The organism is Rhizobium sp. BR 314 (genome assembly GCF_047445805.1).
Classification (GTDB): Bacteria; Pseudomonadota; Alphaproteobacteria; order Rhizobiales; family Rhizobiaceae; genus Rhizobium; species Rhizobium lusitanum_B.
Window position 1 is genome coordinate 103,120 of sequence record NZ_JARWLA010000016.1, and the last position, 24,048, is coordinate 127,167.

A 24,048-nucleotide genomic window follows, 5' to 3' on the forward strand; every position below is an offset into this window, starting at 1 on the left:
CCCCTTGTTCCGGTCTTCGGCGACCTGGCCAACGCTTCTCTATGCAGATAGAACCCGCACCGGAATCGACTTTGCCGCCGGCGTGCCACTGATCTTGTCGTAGTATTCAAGCGGTAGAAGCGGATTGAGTTCGGGATAGTAGCCCGCGACCGAGCCGCGCGGCATCGGATAGTCTAGAACCGTGAGCCCCTCCACCCGGCGCTGGACGCCATCGTCGGTAATCGTCTCAAGCGCAACGCGCGCGCCCGCCTCGAGTTTTCTCTCCAGGCGATCGGCTTCATTCATGAACAGGATCATGCGGTCGTTGTAGACGCCGCGATAGCGATCATTATAGCTATAGATCGTCGTATTGAACTGATCATGCGACCGGACGGTGGCAAGCCTCAGCATTGAGGGATCCGCGACCGGTGCATTCACCTCCAGGCCTGGCAGCATGAGGAAGTTCGCCTTGCCATTCTTTGTCGGCCAGACAAGCCGGCGAGGCGGCACATCCAGATGAAATCCCCTCGGATTTTTGATCTTCTCGTTGAAGTCCGAATAGATCTCGGGAAAGACGGCGGCAATCTTGTCACGGATCAGATTGTAATCATCGATAAAGCTCCACCATTCGACCTTGCTTTCGGGTAGTGCCGCCATCGCCATGCGGCAAACGATCTCGACCTCTGGCTTCAGATGCTCGCTGGCTGGCGTTAACACCCCGCGCGAGGCGGTGACATTGGACATCGAGTCCTCGATCGTGACGAATTGCTCGCCCTCGGCGGTGCGGATCCATTCCGATCTTGCGACAACCGGGAGAATCAACGCCTCCTTGCCGTGGACCACGTGGCCACGATTGAGCTTCGTCGTGATGCCCACCGTCAGGGCAAGCTTGCTCATCGCTGCATAGGAGCGCTCCGTATCCGGAATTGCCCGAACAAAGTTTCCGCCCATGCCAATGAAGACTTTGGCGGTGCCATTCTCCATCGCCTCCACGGATTCAACAGTGTGATGGCCATGCTCTCGCGGCGGTTCGAAGCCGAAAACGTCGCGAATCCTGTCCAGATACTCTTCGGTCGGTTTCTCATCGATCCCGACGGTACGATCGCCCTGGACGTTCGAATGCCCGCGGATCGGCGATATTCCGGCCCCGGGCTTTCCAAAATTCCCTTTGAGAAGCAACAGGTTCGCCACCTGCTGCAACAGTCGCGATCCATCCTGATGTTGTGTCAGGCCCATCCCGTAACAGATCATCGTCGCACGCGAGCGAATATATATTTCGGCACAGCGCCGGATCTGGTCTTCCTCCAACCCCGACGCTCTGACGAGTTCGGGCCAGCCATGGGTCATGACCTCGTCGCGAATGGCGTCGAGCCCGACAGTGTGGGTCGCGATGAAATCGTGGTCCAGGATCTTTTCGCCCTTGGCCTCACGCTCGAACATGACGCGCATGATACCCTTGAGGAAGGCAAGGTCTCCGCCGATTTTCATATGCACGAACTCGCTGGCGATCGGGGTCGAGCCGAACGTCGCCATCTGGATCATGTCCTGGGGCTCGGTGAAGCGAATGAGTGCGCGCTCGGGCATCGGATTGACCGCCACGATCGGAACACCGCGCTTACGAGCTTCGACGAGGTTGGTCATCATGCGCGGCGAATTTGTGCCGGTGTTTTGCCCGATGACAAAGATCGCTTCGGCATGCTCAAAGTCTTCGAGGATTACGGTGCCCTTCCCTACTCCGATCGACGGCGGTAACCCTCGGCTGGTGGGCTCGTGGCACATGTTGGAGCAATCGGGGAAATTGTTGGTGCCGAATTCTCGGATAAAGACGGCATAAAGGAAGGCGGCCTCGTTCGGCGTGCGCCCCGATGTGTAGAATTCCGCCTGATGCGGGCTTTCAAGTGACCTCAGGTGCCTGCCGATCGTTTCAAAGGCTGTCTCCCAATCGCAGGGTACGTATTTGTCAGTCGTGGCGTCATAGCGCATCGGCTCGGTCAAGCGGCCTTGCATTTCGAGCCAGTAGTCCGACTGCTCCATCAACTCGGAAACCGTGTGCTTGGCGAAGAATTCTCGCGTGACCCGAAACTTCGTCGCCTCATGCGCCAAGGCCTTGGCGCCATTCTCGCAGAATTCCAAAGTCTTCTTACAATCGGCGTCCGGAAAGGCGCAGCTTGGACATTTGAACCCGCCGGGCTGGTTCATGGCGAGAAGGGCTCTCGAACCCTTGGTGACGACGCTTTGTTCCAACAGCACTTTCGCCGTGGCGGCCGCGGCGCCCCATCCACCTGCGGGATGATCGTAGGTTTTAAAATGCGCCTTCTTGTCAACCATAGTTCCCGCGCTCCGCAACAGCTTGATCGTCAGCAGTAAATCACGTTATCCTATTGATTTCCATAGACAATTTGTCTCAATTTTTTGGACATTTTGTCCATCAGGCAACAGATTCCGCCTTCAGCCGACTGAGAACATGGCGCCAGCGAACTGGCACGATGTTTGCAAACTCAACCAATTTGTAGATGCGATGGGGCGGACGCCGTCACGCCAGCTCCCGCATCGAATTCGTCATGACGAGGTCTTGGCCCCTCGCCCCACATTGCGAATCCGAAGGCAACCAGGTGAAACATGATCGTCCGGGAAACTCCGAACATCCTCCGTCTCTTTCTCGAAGTTCGAGGATCGGTGATCAGACGCATTTACCCGCGCGTCCTGATCGTCATGGTCATGTCGGCAATCGTCGTATGGGCACACATACGAGATCCCAAGCTCGTCCCGCTCGTCGACGGAGCGCCGTTCTATCTGATCGGGCTGACCCTTTCCATTTTCCTCGGGTTTCGCAACAACGCATGCTACGACCGATGGTGGGAAGGTCGAAGGCTATGGGGTCATCTTCTCGCTCGAAGCCGTGATCTGGCGCGTCAGACCCTCATTCTACAACAGCATGAGGAGCCGGCTGCGGCCGGACGTGAACGACTGATCCGGCTGAACATCGTCCTGGTGGAAGATCTCGTGCGCCACCTGCGCTACGGCGACAGGCTAAGTCAAAATGTCGAGACCCTATTATCGCGGGAAGAGCAGCACCAACTTCTCCAATCTTCGAACTCTCCCAATTACATTCTGCAATTGATGGGGGAATGCCTCAGCCGCCTGTCTGGCAAAGGCTACCTCACTGACATCGAGTTCGGCATCCTCGACCGTACGGTTTCCGGGATGAATGATGTGATTGCCGGCTGCGAGCGGCTGCGCAATACGCCGGTTCCGTTCGGTTACACACTTCTGCTTCACAGGACAGCATATCTCTTTTGCTTTCTCCTGCCGTTCGGCCTTGCAAATATGCTGGGACCAATCACCCCCTTGGCAGCCGGTATCATTGCCTACACATTCTTCGGGCTCGATGCTCTGGGCGATGAGTTGGAGATGCCGTTCGGAACAATGCCCAACGACCTTCCGATCGCGGCCATTGCCAGGTCAATCGAAATTACCTTGCGCGAGGCTCTGGGGGAGAAGGAGCTTCCCGAGATGGCTGTCCCGGTAGATTCAGTTCTCCTTTGAGAGCAATCCCACCAGCCTGTCGTGTCGGGTCAGCAAGGCGGGCGGCCGTGACGACAGCATCATTCTAAGGGAGATAGGCGAAGATACCTGCGGGCGCTCCACCGAAAAGGGAAATTGTGTCTGGGCCAGCGACCGCCAACGCGAAGAATCCGCCTGCCATGGTCACGTTCTTCAAGAGTTCCGTGATGTTTCCTTTATGGGCGTCATAGCCTGTAACGAGGCACCAGACGCCAAGCAGGACGCTTGCCGTACGCACGGGATATCCGAGAACCAAAGCCGCTCCACCGACAAGCTCGCACACTCCGATCAAATAGGCGAAGAAACCTGCATCAGGGATTCCCAAAGCCTGAAGCCCGGGCACCAACTTGGCTTCGTCACCCCGTAGCTTCAATGCTCCCCAGACGATGAACGGTACTCCAAGGAGCAACCTCGCAATGAAAAGACCTTCTTTGTGCATGCTCTTGCGTCCTCCACTGAGGTGACCGCCGTCGACAGACCCGACATTGATCATGTTTCTACGTCCCATGGCGATGCAAGGAACGCGCCAATGGAAAGCATCAATGTTTTCAACAGGATAATGAAGGGCTCTGCAATGGTGGTGGACAAGATGTTCGACGGCCGGGTGACAACCTGTCCTTGCCCTTTACGCCCCCTTACAACAGTGTTCGTTCTACCGTAGCCACCTCAAGTCAAGACATCCGGGCAAACTCAAGGGATAGCGCCGATCCGATTGAGCCTTGTCGGCAAAGGTCGCTTCATCGACGCAACCTTATGTCGCGCCAACAATTATCTTTGCCTTTGCCCAATGGAGCCTCAGTCCGCGGAGCGAGTCGGAACTGGGTGGATCGATTTCCAACGCCAATCACATCTCCAAACCGGGCGCAACATTTGGAAGGCGATCAAACAATGATTGGATCGGCCACGCAGTCTCGAACGATGCGACGGAGGCCGCCGCCTGATACAGCAACGGCTGGAATAGATGGCGGCCTCCGTCGATCGATGAGGGTGATGCGCGCTGGCGCGGATGTGAGGTGGTGGGCCGTTGCCAGCCCACCAAATCCGGTTTCGACGACGAAAGCATGAGGCAGGTCGCTGTCTACGCTCGATCCGTCCTTGGCCCGGCAACTACGCGCTCTCTTTTGCTGCGACCTGTGACGGCAACAGGGCGATTGCCGCTTCGGCAGTCAGCATGCGGAACGTAAAGCTCTCCTGGAAGTAGAGCTCGACTGTTGTCGCAGAATGGCTGAGGTAGCCGATCGAGATATCCTGGCCGAGGTCCAGTTCGAAGTCTCCGCCTCGGGTTGACACGACGAATCCACCGCTGATCGCGGGGGCCCATATGATGCCGCCATCGACCAGCTTTTCGATATGATGAAAGACCGGGTATCCCTCATCGCTTCCCCCGCTTGCTGCTGTATAGGCCGCTTCGCCAAGGACCAGAGCATAGGGGCCCTGAACGCCCGCGAGCCTAAGTTGGCTGACGGCCCTTGCGATGACGTCGGGCAGGTTCTTAAGGCTTGAAGGAAGCGTCAATGCCGGGTTGCTGCTGCCCTCGCGAATTCCCTGGATACCTGCGGATGCAAGGCCCTCGAAAATGGCACGGTCTTCACTGAAGGCGATCTTTCGCGCGGCTTCCTTGACTGGAGACCAATCGGAGTCTTCCGAGCCACGTTCGACGTCGTCGATTGCGGATCGTGAGAGTTCAAATGGAACACGGAGCTCTACAATCGCCTTCACCTCGCGCAAGGCTGCCTGCACGCCGTCGCCGGGGCTTGCAACCTGCTTGAAATGTCCGGTACCCGCGGCCGAATAGTCCAGCCCCTTCGGGCCATCGACATCCACCACCCGGCGTCCGGCAAGATGCCGTTTAAGCGTCCTCTTCGCCTCCTCCTCGATCTGGTCCCAAGCCCTGTCCGAGATGGGAGCAAGCTCCTTGTGAAGGTTGTTCATGTCATGCCTCTTTTCTCAAAGAACCGATCCCGAGGGATCCGCGCCCATTTTCATTGCGGGAAGGCGAGTTTATGTCATCCGAGCTATCGTTCCCGGTCGACGTGCGATCGGTGGCAGAACCGGCATCAGGCTCGACATTGTCGAGAAAGGTCTGCGACGGGACGAAGAAAAGACAACCTGTCATAGCGGTGCTGACGTCCAGGAGGCGGTCGTAATTGCCCGGAGGCCGCCCGACGAACATATTGACCAGCATTTTTTCGATGCGCGTCGGAGAACGCGCATAGCCGATAAAGTAGGTTCCGAACTCACCCTTGGCGACATCGCCAAACGGCATGTTGTCCCTGACTATATCGAGTTCCTCGCCATCCTCGACAATCGTCGTCAGCGCGTTGTGAGCGTAGCTTGGCTTGACACTGTCATCGAGCTCGACGTTGGATAATTTCTTGCGGCCGATAATGCCTTCCTGCACTTCGACAGGGATCGCATTCCACTTCTTGAGATCATGGAGATACTTTTGCACGATCACGTAGCTGCCGCCGGCGAAGGCCTGGTCTTCCTCGTCAATAATTGTCACGTCGATCGCCGCCTGGTCAACGGGGCTTTCAGTGCCGTCGACGAAGCCAATCAGATCTCGATCATCGAAGTACCTGAAACCTTGAACCTGGTCGGCGCTAACCACCGCGTCGCCAAGTCTCGACATGATTTCCATTGCCAGTTCGAAGCAAAGGTCCATGCGGGCAGCCCGGATGTGAAACAGCACATCCCCCGGCGTGGACACCGCATGGTGGACACCGCGGATTTCCTTGAACGGGTGTAGCTCCCGCGGCCGCCGCCCTTCAAAAAGGCGGTCCCATGCTTCGGATCCGAAAGCCATGACACAGGACAACCTGCCGTCCAAATCCCGGAAGCCGACTGCACGGAGCAATCCGCCGAGATCAGCGCACATAGATCTTACGGCCGTCTCGCTTTCAGCCCCGGGCTTGATGGTCAAAATGAGGAAAATTGCCGCACGCGTCAGCCGCGCGACAACGGGCTGAGGGCTTGGTTTTGTGTCTTCTGCTGCCATGTTCTATCCGTTGTGTCCTTTGGTTGGCACATCTGCCCGGTGAAGAGGAACGACCATCAAGATGGGTGCGCCAGAGGCTCCGAGCTCGATTTGCCAGATCAATCGCCGCAGCACCTGTGCCGATGAATGCGCCTGCGAACGGCAACGTCATCGTCAGGCGGCATTGGCTAGCGTGCGCGGCTGTCCATTCAGTCATGCGACGTCGACCGGCGGTGTGGTTCACGTGCCGCCTGGGTGACCTCGGTAAGACCCAGTTTAAGATCAACCTGTGTCAAGATGCGACCTTGGTCGGCTGCGATCGTCAAACAAGAACGCCGAAGACCGATGCAAATATCCGAGGCACACGCAATCGCCTTCACTCCGAGGCATCGCGTCTTGCCTGAAATACTGCCGCGGCCTTCTTCAACCGTCCGCGCTCGGCCGGGCGCACAAGCGAAGTCACGTTCTTGTCCGGGATGTCGCGCATCCCCTGATTTGCATGCCGTGTATTGAACGGAATGTTGTTTTTCTTGGCCTGAAGCTTCAGTTCAAGCGCATGGCGTGCATTTTCTGCCAGTGAATGATTCCTCGACATCGAAGCCCGCCGCTGGATTTCCGCATTCAAGCGCTTCAGGCTCAGGGACAGGACGGAGGCTTTGAGCCGGGTGCCCGCGTCGGAGCGCTTCGGCGCCGCACCTTTCGGATCTGACTTCCCTCTCATTTCCCGGCGCTGCTGGTTCGCCTGCGATTTGGCGCGATCACGCATGTCCCGAAGCCGTCGGACAAGCTTGTCCAATGCCTCGTCGGACAGGCCCTGTATCGCCGGATGGCGGGTCTGCGAGACGACTTGGCGCTCATCGGCGTCAAGCGCCCTCTCTTCCTCTTTGCGGGTAAAGCCCATTTTGTGTCTCCTCTTCACGAATAAGATGAAGCCGCCGGCCAGCGGGCTGGGTTTCAAGTGACGCCGATCGTAACGATCAGTGCGACATCCGCCTCCAGTTCCAGGCAAATCTGCGTGCATTCCTTGTGTGCTGTCTTTCTCGTGCTGTGACACTGCCTGCGGATTGGTATCGAAAGGGGCGCGCAGTCGCCGCAAGATCGTAGCATTCGAGCACCTTCGGAACCGTGCGCGACCTGATAGATGCAAGATGGCCTCGAAGTTCGGGCGATCTGGGCATTATCAGTTCGCGGCCGCGCTCGACAAAAGCAGTATGCACTAAACAACTTCTCCTCGTCGACGAGTGTCTTCGTTCGGAGATGGTCTGTTCTCGTGCTCAATCGAGACGCACGCAAGCCGGGCGGCGCTCTGTTCATTCGGTCTCGGGTACAGGGCGCCCGGATCGCTCTTCCTCGAGCGTCACCGCTATATCAGCGTTGGCGGATAACCGGACCTTGTCACCCTCGGCACCGGCAACGAAGCCGAGTTCGATGTAATGGTGATGTCGGCCCTTATGGAAGGCGTCACCGCTGTCGCTCTTTATCAGTTTAATGCGATTGCCCTCCACGCGATCCACTGTTCCAACGTGAACGCCGTCTGCACCGATGACTTCCATTCCCTCTTTGATTTTATGGTTTGTCACTTTTCTACTCCTCTTTTGGTAGGTTGCGGCTATGTGGCGATTGCAATAATCCAAGACGCTGGGTGGTGGCCCAAAGGGTTCAGAATCCCCTATTCATCGTCATCATCCATGATCTTTACGGCCTTGCCGTTGAAGGTGAGTGCGCCCTTTCCAACAGAGAGCTTCACCGACGAGTCGTCGTGCACCTCCCCAGCCAGAAGCAGTTCGGCGAGCGGATCCTGCACGTAGCGCTGGATGGCTCGCTTGAGCGGACGGGCTCCGAAGGCGGGATCCCAGCCCTTTTCAGCAAGCCAGTTTTGCGCCTTGGTGTCGAGCGATAGATTGATCTTTCGATCGCCGAGAAGCTTCTGGAGGCGCTTGAACTGAATGTCGACGATGCGACCCATTTCAGTCTTCTGGAGACGGTGAAAAAGAATGATCGCGTCAATGCGGTTGAGGAATTCGGGGCGGAAGTGCACGCGAACCATCGCCATGACCTGTTCGCGCACCACACTGGTCTTCTCGCCTTCCGGTTGATTGACCAGGTACTCCGCGCCAATATTCGAGGTCATGATGATCAGCGTGTTGCGGAAATCGACCGTTCGACCCTGGCCGTCCGTGAGACGGCCGTCGTCAAGGACCTGGAGCAGCACATTGAAGACATCGGGATGGGCTTTCTCGATTTCGTCAAAAAGGACTACCTGGTAGGGTCGTCGCCGCACGGCTTCGGTCAATGCCCCGCCTTCATCGTAGCCCACATAGCCTGGGGGTGCTCCGATTAGTCTGGAAACGGAGTGTTTCTCCATGAACTCCGACATGTCTATACGCACCATGGCGGTTTCGTCATCGAACAGAAACTCCGCCAGCGCCTTGGCAAGCTCCGTCTTGCCGACGCCGGTCGGACCGAGGAACATGAAGGAGCCGATTGGGCGATTGGGATCCTGCAGTCCAGCGCGAGCACGGCGCACCGCTGTGGAGACGGCGCGCACGGCCTGTGCCTGCCCGATGACACGCTCTCCGAGCTTCTCCTCCATATGAAGAAGCTTGTCTTTTTCTCCCTCCAGCATCTTGGTAACCGGCACGCCTGTCCAGCGCGACACCACTTGGGCAATGTTGTCGGCGGTCACTGTCTCGCTGATGGACGACGTCTCGGTTGCCTCGATGGCGGCGAGTTTCTTTTCGAGCTCGGGAATAGTGCTATAGGAAAGCTCACCGGCCCGCTGAAACTCGCCTTTGCGCTGAGCGTTGGCAAGCTCTGTCCGATAGTGTTCAAGCTCGCTCTTTATCTTTTGGGCATCGGAAAGTTTCCCCTTCTCCGCCTGCCACTTGGAGGTCAGATCGGCCGATCTCTTTTCAAGGTCCGCGAGCTCCTTTTCGAGCGCGTGAAGGCGCGTCTTCGATCCCTTGTCGCTTTCTTTTTTCAGCGCCTCCTGCTCGATCTTCAGACGAATGATGTCACGATCGATTGAATCGAGCTCCTCGGGTTTGGAGTCGACCTGCATCTTCAGTCGAGCCGCGGCCTCGTCGATTAGATCGATGGCCTTGTCCGGAAGGAACCGATCGGTGATGTAGCGGTTGGACAAGGTGGCTGCCGCGACCAGTGCCGCATCGGCTATCCTGACACCATGATGAAGCTCATACTTCTCCTTCAAGCCGCGCAGGATGGAGATTGTATCCTCGACGCTCGGTTCCGGCACGAAAACCGGCTGGAAGCGCCGCGCCAGCGCCGGGTCCTTTTCGACATGCTTGCGGTATTCATCGAGCGTGGTCGCGCCGACGCAATGCAACTCCCCACGCGCCAGCGCAGGCTTTAACAGGTTGGAGGCATCCATGGCTCCATCGGTCTTGCCGGCGCCGATCAGCGTGTGCATTTCGTCGATGAACAGGATGATGCCGCCTTCGGCCGAAGTCACCTCTTGCAGCACAGCTTTTAGCCGCTCTTCGAACTCGCCCCGATACTTTGCGCCCGCGATCAGAGCACCGAGATCGAGCGCCAGCAGTTTCTTGTTGTGCAGGCTCTCCGGCACGTCACCATTGACGATCCGAAGCGCCAACCCTTCGACGATAGCCGTCTTGCCGACACCCGGCTCACCAATCAGAACCGGGTTATTCTTAGTCCGGCGCGAAAGAACCTGGACCGTTCGCCTAATCTCCTCGTCGCGACCGATCACCGGATCGAGTTTCCCGTCCCGCGCTGCCTTTGTCAGGTCGCGGGCATATTTCTTCAACGCGTCATAAGCATTCTCCGCGGATGCGTTGTCGGCAGTTCGCCCTTTGCGCAATGCGTCAATGGCCGCCCTAATGGCCGCGGGATCAACTCCGGTATCGGAAAGAACCTTGCCGGCATCGCTACCCCGATCCTCGACCAAGGACTGGAACAGCCGCTCAACGGTCACATAGCTATCCCCCGCCTTGTCGGCGATTTTCTCCGCCGCATCGAATAGGCGCGCCAGTTCCGACGTCATGTAAACCTGACCGGCGCCCGATCCCGAGACTTTCGGCAACTTCACAAGCGCGTCCTCATCCGCGCCGAGAACCGTTCGCGAATTGCCGCCGGCTCGATCGATAAGGCCGGAAACAAGCCCTTCATCGTCGTCCAACAGAACCTTCAATAGATGCAGGCTGGTGAACTGCGGGTTACCATCCCGCACGGCAAGCGATTGTGCCGACTGGATGAAGCCCTTTGCGCGATCCGTAAATTTTTCGATATTCATTTCGGCCACCTGTTACGAGGACGATTTGGATGACTGGAGAAAGTGGTTCAGCTCTGCGGGGCCTTGCCGTGAGTAAGAGGCAAATTGCCAAAACCTGGCGACACCACCAACGCATCGCGCAACGCCTGTTCTTTCGCATGATCCAGCGAGGTTCTCAGGACGGTCCCACCGGTCCCCCTGAGCTCGTCGAGAATCTTGTCTGCGGTCATGCTACGGATCAGCAGAAAAAGCGCGGCATTTTCCGGCTTCAAATTTATTGCGAGTTCCCTCATGAAGCCGTCGTTGATGCCAAAGTCGCTGAGCGCGCCGCCGAGCGCACCCGAGGCCGCGCCAATGGATGCCCCCAGGAGAGGCATGAGAAAAATCGATCCGATCAGCAGACCCCAGAAACCGCCGGAAATTGCCCCGACCGCCGTTGGATGGATCAGTTGGACAAGCTTGACCCTGCCGTTCTCCTGCTTGACTGCGATCACGGCGTCAGAGAGCTCGATCAGATATTCCTTTTGAAGGTTCAGAAGCTTCTGTCTTATGGCTTCCGCTTTGTCTTCCGTCGGGTAGACGATGACGATCAGATCGGACACAGCTTCCTCCCTCGTTCCGGACTATCGAGGTCCAGGCGCGCAATTCAGGAGCAACCTCCGTGCCAGATGGAGAATCCATAAAAATCAGATAGTTGACCGAGCCAGGGAGGCAACTCCAGACAATCTGTCGGTACACGGCAGACAAACTGTCTGCTCACCGCGGCGATAGCTTGCTAAACCAAGCGTGCGCCGTAGAGGATTTCAAGCGCCTCGAGCGCGATCAGGATGTAACTTCCATTGCTATCCATGTCTTCGTCGGTCGAAAGGTCAAATTGCTTCCAGACGCCTTGCATGTCTGCCGCCTGACGCTGGGCGATGACGTCGTTCGCCATCCGGCCGATCAGGCCGAACTGGGTGATATCAAAGTTCAATCCCTGGTCATTGAGAAAGAGCCCATGCTGGCGCAGGAAGTCCGCCATCGGCATCGACGTTCCCGTCAGATAAAACAGCAGGTCATTTGCGTTCAAAGGCTGATCTCTTGATTGCGGGATCAATCCCGCTTCCTCGATCCGCTGTGCCGATGCCTGTATATCCTTCGAAAGTTGTTCGATCGAGACTACGGTCATTTTATCCTCCAGAAAGCCGACCTTTATCGACACCCGTTTCGGTCGAGCCGCTAGCGGTATGAGGTCGATGGTCATCCGAACCGACCAGCGAAAATCGTGCCACCTCTCTCACTCCAAATAGTTTCAATAGCTTGACATTCAACTGTCGAATGTCGTCGGACAAGGTGTCGATCGAAGGCGGAAGATTTGTCCCAACTTCCAGTCCCGTTCAAGCAGCTTCGGGAAGCCAGACCGTAAATGTCGTTCCAGCGCCAGGCTTGGTTTTGACGGAGATCGTGCCGCCCTGGCGGGTAACAAGCATCTGGCAGATCGAAAGACCGAGCCCTGTGCCTTCACGACGCTTGGTTGTGAAAAACGCATCGAAGATCTTCTTGGCGACATCCGGTTCCATGCCGATACCGGTGTCCGAGACCTCAACCGAAACGCCCGGAATTCCATCCACGTCGGAATCGAACGTGCGCAGAACCAAAGTCCCCCCTTGCGGCATGGCGTGGAGCGCATTGACCATCAGGTTGATCATGACCTGCTGGAGTTCGGTGCGCGGCATGACGACGAACCGCGACGCTTCATCCTGTCTCTCGATGGCAGTCGTCGTCTTTTTGAGGAGATGCCGGATCAGGGGGAGCGTATCGCCGATGACATCAGCAGGATTGTATTGCTCAAGAACGCCCGCATATTCCTGGGGTTTTGAAAATTTGAGAAGATTGGTGACCATCTCGCTGATGCGCATCAACTGCTGGTCTATAAGCCGGAATTCGTCTTTCGCTTTGTCGGCTCTGTCTCCCGCAATGGATTGAATGATTTCGAGATTACCTTGTATGACGGCAATGGGATTGTTGATTTCGTGAGCGACGCCGGCCGTAATCTCGCCAATTGCCGCCAGCTTCTCCGACATGATCAGTTGCTTGGTCGTGGTCTCGAGCTGTTCGTTTGCCGTCTGCAATTCGCGCGCCCTTTCTTCGACACGCTGGTTGAGCTCGGTGTTCCAGAGTCGCAACTCGGCGTCACGTTCCTGAACCTGATCAAGCAAGTGATCGAGCTCCGACGCCACCAACCCAATCTCGTCGGTCATTTTCGGGAGGCCTGTCCGCGCCGAAAGATCACCGTGCTCCACCGAACTGATCGTCCTTGTCATGCGCTCCAGCGGTCGAAAGATGTTGCTCGCCCAGACCAAAAACAGTGGCACCGTCGCAGCGACGGCAACCCCGAACGCTAAGATGATGGCAACCAGTGTTTCCCGTTTCGCCTCGGTAAACGGCTTTTGAAGAAAGCCAACATAGAGCATCCCGACACGACGGTTGTAGCTGTCGAGTAATGGCTCATAGGCCGAAATATACCAGTCGTTGACAACGAAAGCCTGCTCTCTCCAGGTCTTGCCATATTTGAGCACGGCATCGCCGACCTCACGTGAGACACGCGTCCCAATCGCACGCCTTCCCTCAAAGAGATTGACATTGGTGCTGATGCGAACGTCCGAGAGGAACACGGTCGCAGTCCCTCGGCTGCCGGAGGGTAGACTGTTTTCATTGTAGACCAACTTGTTGATCGTATCGACAAAGGAGCTGTTGTTGTTCAACAGCACGGCGGCAACCAGCGCGCCGCGTCCGCCATCGCCGAGCTGTGCAGCCGCCCCGACATGCAGGATGAGGCCCCGCGTTTCGATTTGGCCGTCTGGGTTCGGGTTCGATCTTGACGAAACGAGCGCAATTCGTGCACGCTCGGCAAGATCGGGTGTGAGTGAGGAAAGCTCATTGTGATCGAGCAGGTCAAATCGGGCGAGGGACTGACCGGCCAATGCCGCCTCGACGACCGGCCAGTCCCAACGCGGCGCCATCGTGGCGAGAGGCCGACTGCTTGCAATCACAGTGCCGGAACTGTCGATAAGGTAGAGAAGATCAAGACCACGGACCTGCGCTGTCTCATTCAGGAATGCGGCCAACTGGTCAGGTGAATTCGCCCGCGATGCGACGAGATCCCGAAATCGAGCAGACTCACTGACGGCCGCCAGGCGTTCTTCGGTCCCCTGCAACATCCTGTCGACAAAAATATGCGCGATTGTCAGATCGTCATTGACCTTGGATACCGCAAGCGCGTCGAACCGCTCGCTCCAGCGGTATATCGCGATGCCCAACAATACGGGCAGGATAACGAGCATTGGCACGAGCGCAATTGCCAGGAGACGGTAGCGGACGGACGCCCTGGGCTTTGAAATATCGCTCGTACCCTCACCCATTCCAGCTTACACATTTTCTGTCGATCGTTTTGCGAGAGATCCCCAATCGGCGGGCTGCCTCTTCGCGGTCTCCGCCCACCTCGCGCAGGACCGCGAGGATATGCCGCTTTTCTATTTCCGCCAAGCTCTGTCCACCCGGCTGTTCGCGCAGGGTTGGCGACCTCTCGCTCTCTTCCGGGAAGCTGCCCAGAATGATCGCTCTTTCAATGAAGTTTCGGAGTTCTCGGATGTTGCCGGGCCAATCATACCGGAGCAGGTAGGAGCGAACATGGTCGTCGATCTCAAGCGGCGGCATGCCGATCTGCTGGGCTGCTTCCCGCATGAACAGAGCCGCCAGTTCCAGAACGTCATTGCCCCGCTCCTTCAAGGGAGGCAACTGGATCTGAACGACGTTGATCCGGAAAAATAGATCCGCGCGGAAGGCGCCATCGGCAACTCGCTGTTCGAGATCGGCATTTGTGGCAAAGATGAACCTGGCGTCAAACGGGAGTTCCCGTTCGGAGCCGACCGGCCGAACTCGTCTATCCTCCAGCACGCGTAACAGCTTGCTCTGAAGATGGTACGGCATTTCGGCGATCTCATCGAGGAAGATAGTGCCGCCCTGCGCATGCAGCAACAGTCCCTCGCGCGTCCGGTTGGCGCCGGTAAAGGCCCCCTTCATGTGGCCAAACAATTCACTTTCGATCATGTCTGCCGGAATCGCTCCACAATTGATCGGAACGAACAGCTTGTCTGCCCTGTTTGAGAGCGAGTGTATGGAGCGGGCGGCGACCTCCTTGCCGGTGCCGGATGGCCCCGTCAGCAAGACGGATGTCGAGATTGGGGCGACACGACCAATCATCGCCCTCACTTTCTCGGTCGCGGTGGATTGTCCAATGATGTTGTTGCGGAGATAGACTTGGTACGGTGGAAAATTCATCTGATGTCGCAGGACGTCATTCTCGCGCTGCAACCGGCTACGATCGAGACAGCGAGCAATCGAATTCAATAATTGGTTTGACCTGAAGGGCTTCAGGACGAAATCGACGACGCCGACACGAAGCGCATTGATGGCCGTGTCGAGGTCGGCATAGGCCGTCACGAGAATGACGTCGGAAAAGAAGCCCGCGGCGCGCTGTTCCGCCAGCCAGTCGAGACCGTTCACCTTCGGCATGATATTGTCGAGGATCACGACGTCGAAATGCTGCTGATCGAGCTTGCGGGACGCTTCGAGCGTGTTTTCGGCCTCATCGATGAGTTTGCATCTAGGACCAAGCGTTTTCAGCAGGAAATTTCTCATTCCCGGTTCGTCATCGATAACGAGAATCGAGGCTTGCGCAAGCCATGGCCCGAACTCAGGATCGTCCAAGCGTTCCGAGGTTTCATTTGAATCAGATTCTGACATTGCCCCTCCCTGGGGTATTCCCTTTCTAAGTTCCGGCATCGCATCCCGTCTGACAAACATCGCACCGCGATCAGACCGGAAATCCTAACCAGACAACGGATAGGATTTCACGGTCCTCATTTCAGATTGCAGCTGCTCGAAGGCACGTCGCATACCGTGAAGCTGATCAAGAAGATGCAGAATGACGTCAATGCCTGCGTCGTTCGCACCAACCTTGTCCTCCAACTCGCGGATGAAATGCACCCGGGCCAAATCAGCTTCAGAGAAGATTGAGCCGTCTGCGCTGTCCTGAGGGATGACCCACTCGTGCTCGATCCACAATTCGAGCGTTTTTATCTGCAATTTCGACCGCGTTAGGAACTCCGTCTTCGTAAAGATCATGATCTGTCCTCCCGTGGGTTAAAGTCTCCTCCAACCGACCACCCCGACAAAAAGGCTTCGAGCTCCGGCCCGGGATGTTTGGGTAGAACTATCCTCAGTTTCACGAGCTCGTCTCCATGTCCGCCGCCGCGCTGTGGGGCGCCTTTGCCTCGCAAGCGCAAGATTGTGCCCGTGTTCGAACCCTTTGGAATCGACATCGACACATCGCCGGTTGGGGTCGGCACACGGATCTTTCCACCGAGCACGGCCTCGTTGAGAGAAATCGGCAGCTCGATCGAAATATCGTCGCCGTCGCGTTCGAAGCGAGGATCCGGAACGACCTCCACCTCAATGAGAGCGTCGCCTGGGCCACCTTTTCCGGCGCCGGGCGCACCCTTGCCCTTGAGCCGCAGGATCTTACCGTCGATCAGCCCCGCTGGAATGGTGACATCGAGAGTTCCGCCGCCGGGTAACGTCAGCCTTTTGTTGGCACCGGTTATGGATTCAACGAAGGATATCGCCAGTGTGTAGTGGAGATCCTCGCCGCGACGATTGGCATGGCTGCGCTGGCTTCGCCTGAGCAACTCTGCAAATGCATCATCGGAGCCCATGAAATCAGCAAAGCCCGACGTATCCATATAGGGATGACCTCCGTCGGAATGAGCGAAATCCCTGTAATAGTGGTGCTGCGGTCGCTCAGCCCCGCTTTCGTCGATTTCGCCGGCGTCAAAACGCTTCCGTTTTTCCGGGTCACCGACCAGGTCGTAAGCAGCCGCGACCTCCTTGAATTTGTCTTCGGCAGACTTGTCACCCGGGTTCAGGTCAGGGTGAAGTTTCTTCGCAAGCTTACGATAGGCAGATTGGATATCCACTGGAGACGCGGTCGGGCTAACGCCAAGGACCTCATAGGGATTTTTCACGTCTTACTCCGGTTACGGTTAAAATGCCCAATTTCCGACCTGAGGGACCCTCGCAACTTTTGAACTCCGACCTTCAGAATTGAGCAAGACAGCTTAAGGGGTGAGGGATACCGACCAGGCGCCCCCACCCCTCACGCGGGGAGGATCACCGCGTTCCAGCCGACGCGGTACATGACGGCTGGATTCCGCTGCGATTACGATGAAATGAGATGGGCGGAGATGAGCATGCCGCCGCCATTCTCAGTTCGCATTCTTCCTATCGTCGTCGAGCTCCGTGAACTCCGCATCGACCACGTCGTCGCCATGCGACGAGGCAGAGCCGGCTTCTGGCTGCTGGGGTTGCGCGTAGATCGCCTCAGCCAGCTTCATGCTCGCCTGTTGGAGGGCATTGATCTTGGCGGTGATCGCTTCGCCATCATTGCCTTTCAATGCCTCACGCAGACCGGACACGGCGTCCTCAACCGCGCGGCGATCGGCGTCAGAAAGCTTTGATCCATGCTCTGTCAGAGTTTTCTCGGTTTCATGGATGAGAGCATCACCGGCGTTTTTGGCCTCTATGGTTGCTCGCCTCTTCTTGTCCTCGGTGGCATGCGTCTCCGCATCCTTGATCATTCTGTCGATGTCCGCCTCCGAAAGGCCGCCGGAAGCTTGAATCTGGATATGTTGCTCCCGTCCGGTTCCTTTGTCCTTGGCGGAAACATTGACAATGCCGTTGGCGTCGATGTCGAACGTCACCTCAATCTGCGGCGTGCCGCGCGGAGCCGGGGGGATCCCCATCAAATCGAATTGACCGAGCAGCTTGTTGTCGGCCGCCAGCTCACGCTCGCCTTGGAAAACACGGATCGTAACTGCACTCTGGTTGTCTTCGGCCGTCGAAAATGTCTGGCTCTTTCTCGCGGGCACGGTCGTGTTCCGCTCGATTAGGCGGGTAAAGACCCCGCCCAACGTTTCCAATCCGAGGGACAGGGGTGTTACGTCAAGAAGCAGGACATCCTTGACGTCTCCCTGCAGCACACCTGCCTGGATCGCAGCACCGACAGCAACCACTTCATCAGGGTTCACGCCCTTATGGGGTTCCTTGCCGAAGATCTTTTCCACGACTTCCTGAATCTTCGGCATTCGGGTCATGCCGCCGACAAGTACGACCTCGCTCACCTCCTTGGCGGTAAGACCTGCATCCTTTAGGGCGCTGAGGCAGGGTTCGATTGTCCGTTGCACGAGATCCTCGACCAGGGACTCGAATTTCGCTCTGGTGATCTTGACCTGAAGATGCTTCGGACCAGTCGCATCGGCGGTGATGAACGGAAGGTTAATTTCGGTCTGTGTCGTCGTCGACAGCTCGATCTTCGCTTTCTCGGCCGCCTCCTTGAGGCGCTGGAGCGCAAGCTTATCCGATCTCAGATCGATCCCTTGGTCCTTCTTGAACTCCGAGCAGAGATACTCGACGAGACGCATGTCGAAGTCTTCCCCTCCAAGGAAGGTATCGCCATTCGTCGACTTCACCTCGAAAACGCCATCGCCGATATCGAGGATCGAGATGTCGAACGTCCCGCCGCCGAGATCATAGACCGCGATCTTGGATTGCTTTTTCTTTTCAAGTCCATAGGCAAGCGCAGCTGCCGTCGGTTCATTTATAATGCGCAGAACTTCAAGTCCGGCGATCTTGCCCGCGTCCTTCGTTGCCTGGCGCTGGGCGTCGTTGAAATAGGCCGGCACCGTTATAACCGCCTGCGTCACTTTTTCCCCGAGATTTGCTTCGGCAGTCTCTTTCATTTTTTGAAGTATGAAGGCGGAAATCTGGGATGGAGAGTAGGTCTTGCCTTCGGCTTCTACCCATGCGTCTCCATTGGCCGCCTTGACGATCTTGTAGGGAACAAGACCCTTATCCTTCTCTACGGTCGGATCATCATAACGGCGACCGATAAGGCGCTTTACGGCAAATATTGTATTGGTCGGATTGGTTACAGCTTGCCGACGGGCGGGTTGACCCACTAGGCGATCGCCATCGCTTGTGAATGCAACAATGGATGGCGTCGTCCGCGCGCCCTCCGAGTTCTCAATAATTCGAGTGTTCTTACCGTCCATGACGGCAACGCAGGAGTTGGTCGTTCCCAGATCGATTCCGATAACTTTGCTCACCGTTTTGCTCCTCTGCTTATCTCTCGGATTAGATGGTTCAGTCCCGCAAGGTCTTTCTCAAGGGATCAGCACGCCCATGGCAGTTCGTTCATCCGCCGAATTGTTGTTGATGTCCCTCCCCGAACATGACGCCGCCAATCCAAAATCGTTCCAATCGCCACCGTTTTCGGACAGTGATGTGCCATTGAAGCCGTAACGGCCATTCAGATTAGCAACAGTTGTGCCAGTTGTTGATATCCATAGATATCAATGCGTTACAGCGCATTTCTCCGACGGATTGGACAGGATGTCCGGCCTTTGCCAGACAAAATGTCCAGCGCTATAGACAGCTGTGCCAGCATATCACAAGCGCCTGTGACGTGCTGATATTGTGCCGACAAGGCGGCCGTGATCTGTCGCAGGTCAATTGATTTGCAAGGGTCGCAGATTGGAGAGACAGTCCGGAGCGCCAGATAACTTCGTCCCTGTGTGAGAAGCCGACCCACTCATGGTCGGTCGTCAATTTGTCTATCGAACCCGGACACACTGTCAGTTGAGTGCCGTTAGATATCAGGCCTATCCTTTGGTCAGCACAATTTCCGCTTGGCACGATCGTTGCATCGCAGAAGCGATATGTTGAGGATCCGGCCATCGCTTTCAGAAATTCCGGCTCTCTTCGAAGGAGGATGTTGTGCCGGCAACCGTGAAGGACCCACGGACGGAGCGAAGGCACTCAGCGCGAGCTGCCGTCTATGCGGCGCTGGCGGGCAATCTTGCGGTTGCACTCACGAAGCTTGTTGCAGCCGCAATAACAGGTAGCGCCTCGATGTTCAGCGAGGCTGTTCACTCGGTTGTGGATTGCGGCAACGAGGCACTCATCCTCTATGGATATCGCCGTGCCACACGAAAGCCGGATGTGGTGCATCCGTTGGGTTTCGGCCGAGAACTATATTTCTGGAGCTTCATTGTGGCGCTGCTCCTGTTCGCGCTTGGGGCGGGTGTCGCCATCTATCAGGGGATATGGCACGTTGTTGTCCCTCAATCCATGGAGCATCTCACCGTGAGCTACGTCGTCCTGGGGCTTTCATTTATATTCGAAAGCACGTCCTGGGTCGTCGGTTGGAGAGCGTTTGCAAAATCACGGGGCAGTATCGGGTTTTGGAAAGCCTTCCACCAAAGCAAAGACCCACCGGCATTCATGGTCCTGTTTGAAGACAGCGCCGCCATGATCGGGATCGCGATCGCAACGATTGGAATCACTGCGGCAGAGCGCCTCGACATGCCTATTCTTGATGGCGTCGCATCCATATTCATCGGTATCGTCCTTGCGGTGACCGCAATACTGCTGGCCATTGAAAGCAAGAGCTTGCTGATAGGTGAAAGAGCGACGCCTGCCCTAGTCGAAGCCATTTGTAAAATCGCGCAGGAACAGGAAGGTGTCGCGCACGCAAACAGCGCGCTCACGGCGCAACTTGCGCCCGATCAGGCAATTGTCGCTCTTAGCGTCGAATTCGATCCAGTCCTGGTGACGGAGCAGATCGAGAAATGCGTCGAGACGATCGAAGCGAAGGTTCGCGCTGCACATCCCGAGGTCGTTGCTCTGTTTGTCAAACCCCAAACCGTGGGCGAATTTGAGAAAGCGCGCCGAAGGAGGTTCGGCGACTATCATTTTGCCGCGCCAATGCCATGAGGCTTGCTTACGGTTATCGAGGCAGGGTTTCTCGGTGAGAATGGCTCACGCAATCTCACCACTTCCTCGACACATTGTCGATGCGCAGCAGGACAACTTGTCCATCTCAATCGTCTCGACCATTATAAGCCTTTGTTTTTGCGAACCATTTCAAATGGCATGTTCGTTGCGTCGGTAAACCCGATGAAGTTGCGGAAAATCGCCACTCCCGAGAACACAATCTGGAATCGAATTCTCAAATCCCTGGGATCTCTATGGACGATGGAGGATGGAAATGACGTCGATTAATGGAGTTTCTACATCAGACGACCTTAGCAACGCACGCAAGAAATGGGGATTGTTTCTCCTCCTTGGGATCGCATTTATCGCCCTGGGAGTAATTGCCGCCGGCAACTTCTTCTATGCCACCATCGCGACTGTCTTCTATGTAGGTATGTCGATGATCCTAGCAGGCGTGTTCCAGTTTCTCCATTCGTTTGGCGTCAAGACCTGGAGCGGATTTTTATGCTGGCTCTGCGGCGGCGTGGTCTATGCGGTTGCCGGCGTTGCCGCCATTGCCAATCCCGAATTTGCCTCCATAATCCTCACCCTAGTGCTCGGTGTATTGACTATCGCATCTGGGTCCCTCCGTTTTATCGTCGGAATTCGGACCAAGCGCGCAATGGGTTGGCGATGGCTGGCGGCGTCGGGCCTTGTCACAGCGCTTGCGGGCCTCGTCATCTTGATCGGATGGCCGGTCAATAGCGTCTGGCTGCTAGGCCTTCTGCTGGCGGTCGACTTGATTTTTCAGGGCGCAGCGCTGATCGGCTTTGCTTGTCAGCTCGGAGCGATACCATAAGTAAGACAATCTATTCCGTTCACCGGCAACGTTGGCGACGACTATCTGAGCCAGCGGGAACTCATGACAGGATGGTCTAATGCGCGACGACAAAAAGCAAGGAAACCCGAACCCAGGCGCTGCCTCGGAGGACGTTCATTCTTCATCAGGCTCAGCCGAGCACCATGTGACGCAGGTCGGCAGATCTGACACGGACCCGCAAGGCGCAGTGAACACAGCGGATCGGTTGCGTCAGCTAGAAGCGGAAAAGGCGGCGCTACAGGATCGTCTCTTGCGTGCTCTTGCCGAGACCGAAAATATACGCAAGCGCGCCGAGCGCGATGTGGCTGACGCGCGAAAATATGCAGTAACACAATTTGCCCAGGATATGACAAAGGTAGCAGACTATCTTGAACGCGCGATCGGAAGCATTCCGAAGGAAGTCCGCCTGCATGATGGACCAGTCAAGACACTGGTTGAAGGTGTGGAACTGACCGAAAAGGAATTGTTGCGTTCACTGGAAAAACATGGCGTCAGCAAGCTCAATCCACTCGGGCAGGCCTTTGACCCGAATTTTCACGAAGCCGTCTTCGAAACCGAAGACCCGAATGTTCCCCACGGGACCGTGACCGTGGTAGCTGAACCCGGATATTCAATAGGAACGCGCCCGATGCGTGCCGCCAAAGTCGGAGTGTCTCGGGGCGGTCCACCACGTAAGACGCAGGGTTGAAAGCGACCGCCAAACGCCCTCAAATTGCGAATCCGCAGTCGTCGGATCGGCGAAGCCGATTACCTCGATATGGTCGAGATAGGGCTTTCCATCGAGCCAATAATTCGGGTTGCGCTCAGCGTTGAATTTCTGGTCCTCGAAACCGACGAACTTGAACGGTCCGGAACCAATAGGCTTCTTTGGGTCGAAATCGGTTGGGACGATGGACAGACTCGGATGGAAAATGCCTGCCTGAAGAACGAATGCGGATATTTCAGGTGCAGGCGCGCCGTCAGCTTTCCATCCATCTCAATGCCCTTGGGATCGAGCGCCTCCAGGCTGCGTACAGCGAGCGAACCGGTTGTCGCTTGGGCACGGGCGATGGCGAAGATGACATCGTCGATGGTCAATGCCTTGCTATCATGAAAGGTAACACCCTCGCGAATGCGGATCGTCCAGCTGTCACTCGTGGTGTGATCGGCAGCCCACGCTCTATGCCTCGGCGCGGTCTGGGCCAAAGGCGGGGTTCCCAAGCGGCCGCCTCCGCCTTTGCGACGTCGTCGGTCAAGCCCGCAAGTGTTTTATGCGCTTCAACGGCATCTTGCGCAGCAGGCGCTCCCAGGCACTGGATGAATGGATCTACGATGCCATAGACACCGAGCTCACCGCAATCATGCGTTTCGCCAGCGTTTTGCGCCGGGATATTGATGCCGTAAGAAATGCGATCGAACTCCCTTGGAGCAACGGTCAAGCCGAAGGTCAGATCAACCGCCTCAAGATGCTGAAGCGAGCAATGTACGGTCGCGCTGGCCCGGAACTGATGAGGGCGAGAATGATGCCGCTGAATCACAGAAATTGAGGAAGAACCGATACGCCTGCACGGCAAGCTTCAACGAAGTGGAGCAATCTCACGGATGAGATCGATGAGCAGGCGCAGTGCATTGGGGACTTGGTGGCGACCGGAATAATAGGCGTGAAACCCGCTGCCCATCGAGGCCCAGTCGTTTAGGACGACCTTCAAGCTGCCACGATCCAGATACGGCCGTAGCACCGGCTCCGCACCATAGATGATGCCAACGCCGCTGAGGCCGAAGCCGATCGCCGCATGGCTCTCGTCTACGGTCAACGGACCTGGCGTTGCGATCGCAACGGCTTCGTCGCCTCGCTCGAACTCCCACTGATAGAGCTGGTCATTGCCCAAGCGGATGCGGACACAGCGATGCTTGTGCAGATCGTGCGGCGTCGTCGGCGTACCGAAGCGTTCGAGATAGGCGGGCGACGCGGCAGCAACCCAACGGATGTCCGGAGACAGCCGCTGCGCGATCATGTCTTCCGGTACGGTGCCACCATAGCGAATGCCGGCATCGAAACCGCCCGCGATGACATCGATCAGGCGGTTGCTCACGCTGACGTCGACCTCGACCTCGGGATAGCGTTCGACGAAGGTCGGCATGACAGGATCGAGCAGAAGCGGGACCGCATCTTCCAGAATGTTGATCCTGACGCGGCCCATTGGCGCATCCCGGAACCTGTTAAGGTTCTCCGCCGCCTCGCCGACGCTCTGCAGCGGACCTTCGATCGACGCCCGAAGCTCCTCCCCGGCGGCAGTGAGCGTCACGCTCCTCGTGGTTCTGTTCAACAATCGAACGCCGCGCCGCGCTTCGAGCGCGGTGATGGCATGGCTTAATGCCGAGGTCGTAACTCCCATTTCCAGAGCGGCGCGACGGAAATTGGAATGCCTGGCGATAGCCAGGAAGTAGAGGAAATCGGCAAGATCGGTCCGGCTTAGCTGCATGGCAGCATACTAACACACTGTTGAGCTGTGTTCATTAGTTTATTGCTTGCGAGGGCGCTAATCCGGATCGGTGCGACCGACT

18 protein-coding genes and 3 pseudogenes are annotated in these 24,048 nt (G+C 56.9%); 5 read left to right on the forward strand and 16 right to left on the reverse strand.

Annotation, left to right across the window (positions count from 1 at the left end; genetic code table 11):
• Nucleotides 1–39: 39 nt before the first annotated feature.
• A complete protein-coding gene (locus tag QD461_RS20230) occupies nucleotides 40–2,307 on the reverse strand; it encodes an FdhF/YdeP family oxidoreductase (RefSeq protein ID WP_414089362.1) in 2,268 nt (755 codons plus the stop codon).
• Between the two features lie 291 nt (nucleotides 2,308–2,598).
• Between QD461_RS20230 and QD461_RS20235 the strand changes: the two genes are divergently transcribed.
• A complete protein-coding gene (locus QD461_RS20235; RefSeq protein WP_414089363.1) occupies nucleotides 2,599–3,525 on the forward strand; it encodes a bestrophin family protein in 927 nt (308 codons plus the stop codon).
• Between the two features lie 64 nt (nucleotides 3,526–3,589).
• Here the strand turns inward: QD461_RS20235 and QD461_RS20240 are convergent, their stop codons facing one another.
• From QD461_RS20240 to dnaK, 13 genes and pseudogenes are all read right to left on the reverse strand, one after another.
• Entirely contained in the window at nucleotides 3,590–3,982 is a 393-nt protein-coding gene (locus QD461_RS20240) for a DoxX family protein (protein WP_414089364.1), read from the reverse strand.
• Between the two features lie 668 nt (nucleotides 3,983–4,650).
• A complete protein-coding gene (locus QD461_RS20245) occupies nucleotides 4,651–5,475 on the reverse strand; it encodes a family 1 encapsulin nanocompartment shell protein (protein WP_414089365.1) in 825 nt (274 codons plus the stop codon).
• Nucleotide 5,476: 1 nt separating this feature from the next.
• On the reverse strand, nucleotides 5,477–6,541 hold the full coding sequence (locus QD461_RS20250) for a Dyp-type peroxidase (protein WP_414089366.1): 1,065 nt from the start codon (nucleotides 6,539–6,541) through the stop codon (nucleotides 5,477–5,479).
• A 355-nt stretch (nucleotides 6,542–6,896) separates the two neighbouring features.
• Nucleotides 6,897–7,616: a hypothetical protein gene (locus QD461_RS20255; RefSeq protein WP_414089367.1), complete on the reverse strand. Its 720-nt coding sequence runs from the start codon at nucleotides 7,614–7,616 to the stop codon at nucleotides 6,897–6,899.
• Between the two features lie 214 nt (nucleotides 7,617–7,830).
• Nucleotides 7,831–8,073, reverse strand: coding sequence for a DUF2171 domain-containing protein (locus QD461_RS20260; RefSeq protein ID WP_414089402.1), 243 nt, complete (start codon nucleotides 8,071–8,073; stop codon nucleotides 7,831–7,833).
• 116 nt (nucleotides 8,074–8,189) lie between these two features.
• Nucleotides 8,190–10,793, reverse strand: a complete 2,604-nt coding sequence (gene clpB / locus QD461_RS20265; RefSeq protein WP_414089368.1) for an ATP-dependent chaperone ClpB — start codon at nucleotides 10,791–10,793, stop codon at nucleotides 8,190–8,192.
• Nucleotides 10,794–10,840: 47 nt separating this feature from the next.
• Nucleotides 10,841–11,374, reverse strand: a complete 534-nt coding sequence (locus QD461_RS20270; RefSeq protein WP_414089369.1) for a DUF1269 domain-containing protein — start codon at nucleotides 11,372–11,374, stop codon at nucleotides 10,841–10,843.
• 173 nt (nucleotides 11,375–11,547) lie between these two features.
• On the reverse strand, nucleotides 11,548–11,940 hold the full coding sequence (locus tag QD461_RS20275) for a hypothetical protein (protein WP_414089370.1): 393 nt from the start codon (nucleotides 11,938–11,940) through the stop codon (nucleotides 11,548–11,550).
• A gap of 208 nt (nucleotides 11,941–12,148) precedes the next feature.
• Nucleotides 12,149–14,173 carry a cache domain-containing protein gene (locus QD461_RS20280; protein ID WP_414089371.1) on the reverse strand — a complete coding sequence of 675 codons (2,025 nt, stop codon included), beginning with the start codon at nucleotides 14,171–14,173 and terminating at the stop codon, nucleotides 12,149–12,151.
• Nucleotides 14,166–15,557: a sigma-54-dependent transcriptional regulator gene (locus tag QD461_RS20285; protein WP_414089372.1), complete on the reverse strand. Its 1,392-nt coding sequence runs from the start codon at nucleotides 15,555–15,557 to the stop codon at nucleotides 14,166–14,168. The genes QD461_RS20280 and QD461_RS20285 overlap by 8 nt, the downstream gene beginning before the upstream one ends.
• A gap of 84 nt (nucleotides 15,558–15,641) precedes the next feature.
• Nucleotides 15,642–15,938, reverse strand: coding sequence for a chaperone modulator CbpM (locus tag QD461_RS20290; RefSeq protein ID WP_414089373.1), 297 nt, complete (start codon nucleotides 15,936–15,938; stop codon nucleotides 15,642–15,644).
• Nucleotides 15,935–16,837, reverse strand: a complete 903-nt coding sequence (locus QD461_RS20295) for a DnaJ C-terminal domain-containing protein (RefSeq protein WP_414089374.1) — start codon at nucleotides 16,835–16,837, stop codon at nucleotides 15,935–15,937. Before QD461_RS20295 ends, QD461_RS20290 begins: the two co-directional genes overlap by 4 nt.
• A 240-nt stretch (nucleotides 16,838–17,077) precedes the next feature.
• Nucleotides 17,078–18,991, reverse strand: a pseudogene (gene dnaK, locus QD461_RS20300) (molecular chaperone DnaK); the annotation flags it as partial.
• A 667-nt stretch (nucleotides 18,992–19,658) separates the two neighbouring features.
• On the opposite strand from dnaK, the gene QD461_RS20305 reads away from it, so the two are divergent.
• The 3 genes from QD461_RS20305 (at nucleotide 19,659) to grpE (ending at nucleotide 22,192) form a co-directional block, all read left to right on the forward strand.
• Nucleotides 19,659–20,645 (forward strand): cation diffusion facilitator family transporter, encoded by a 987-nt coding sequence (locus QD461_RS20305; protein WP_414089403.1) that lies wholly within the window; start codon nucleotides 19,659–19,661, stop codon nucleotides 20,643–20,645.
• Between the two features lie 268 nt (nucleotides 20,646–20,913).
• Entirely contained in the window at nucleotides 20,914–21,483 is a 570-nt protein-coding gene (locus QD461_RS20310; RefSeq protein ID WP_414089375.1) for an HdeD family acid-resistance protein, read from the forward strand.
• 79 nt (nucleotides 21,484–21,562) lie between these two features.
• The gene (gene grpE, locus QD461_RS20315) at nucleotides 21,563–22,192 is read left to right on the forward strand and encodes a nucleotide exchange factor GrpE (RefSeq protein ID WP_414089376.1); all 630 of its coding nucleotides are present in this window, start codon (nucleotides 21,563–21,565) and stop codon (nucleotides 22,190–22,192) included.
• Here grpE and QD461_RS20320 read toward each other — a convergent pair.
• Nucleotides 22,115–22,704, reverse strand: a pseudogene (locus QD461_RS20320) (ABC transporter substrate-binding protein). The gene grpE and the pseudogene QD461_RS20320 sit on opposite strands and share 78 nt — an antisense overlap.
• Before the next feature lie 44 nt (nucleotides 22,705–22,748).
• Here QD461_RS20320 and QD461_RS20325 point away from each other — a divergent pair.
• Nucleotides 22,749–23,030, forward strand: a pseudogene (locus QD461_RS20325) (transposase); the annotation flags it as partial.
• 30 nt (nucleotides 23,031–23,060) lie between these two features.
• On the opposite strand, the gene QD461_RS20330 reads toward QD461_RS20325, so the two are convergent.
• Nucleotides 23,061–23,966 (reverse strand): LysR family transcriptional regulator, encoded by a 906-nt coding sequence (locus QD461_RS20330; RefSeq protein ID WP_414089377.1) that lies wholly within the window; start codon nucleotides 23,964–23,966, stop codon nucleotides 23,061–23,063.
• Between the last annotated feature and the right edge of the window lie 82 nt (nucleotides 23,967–24,048).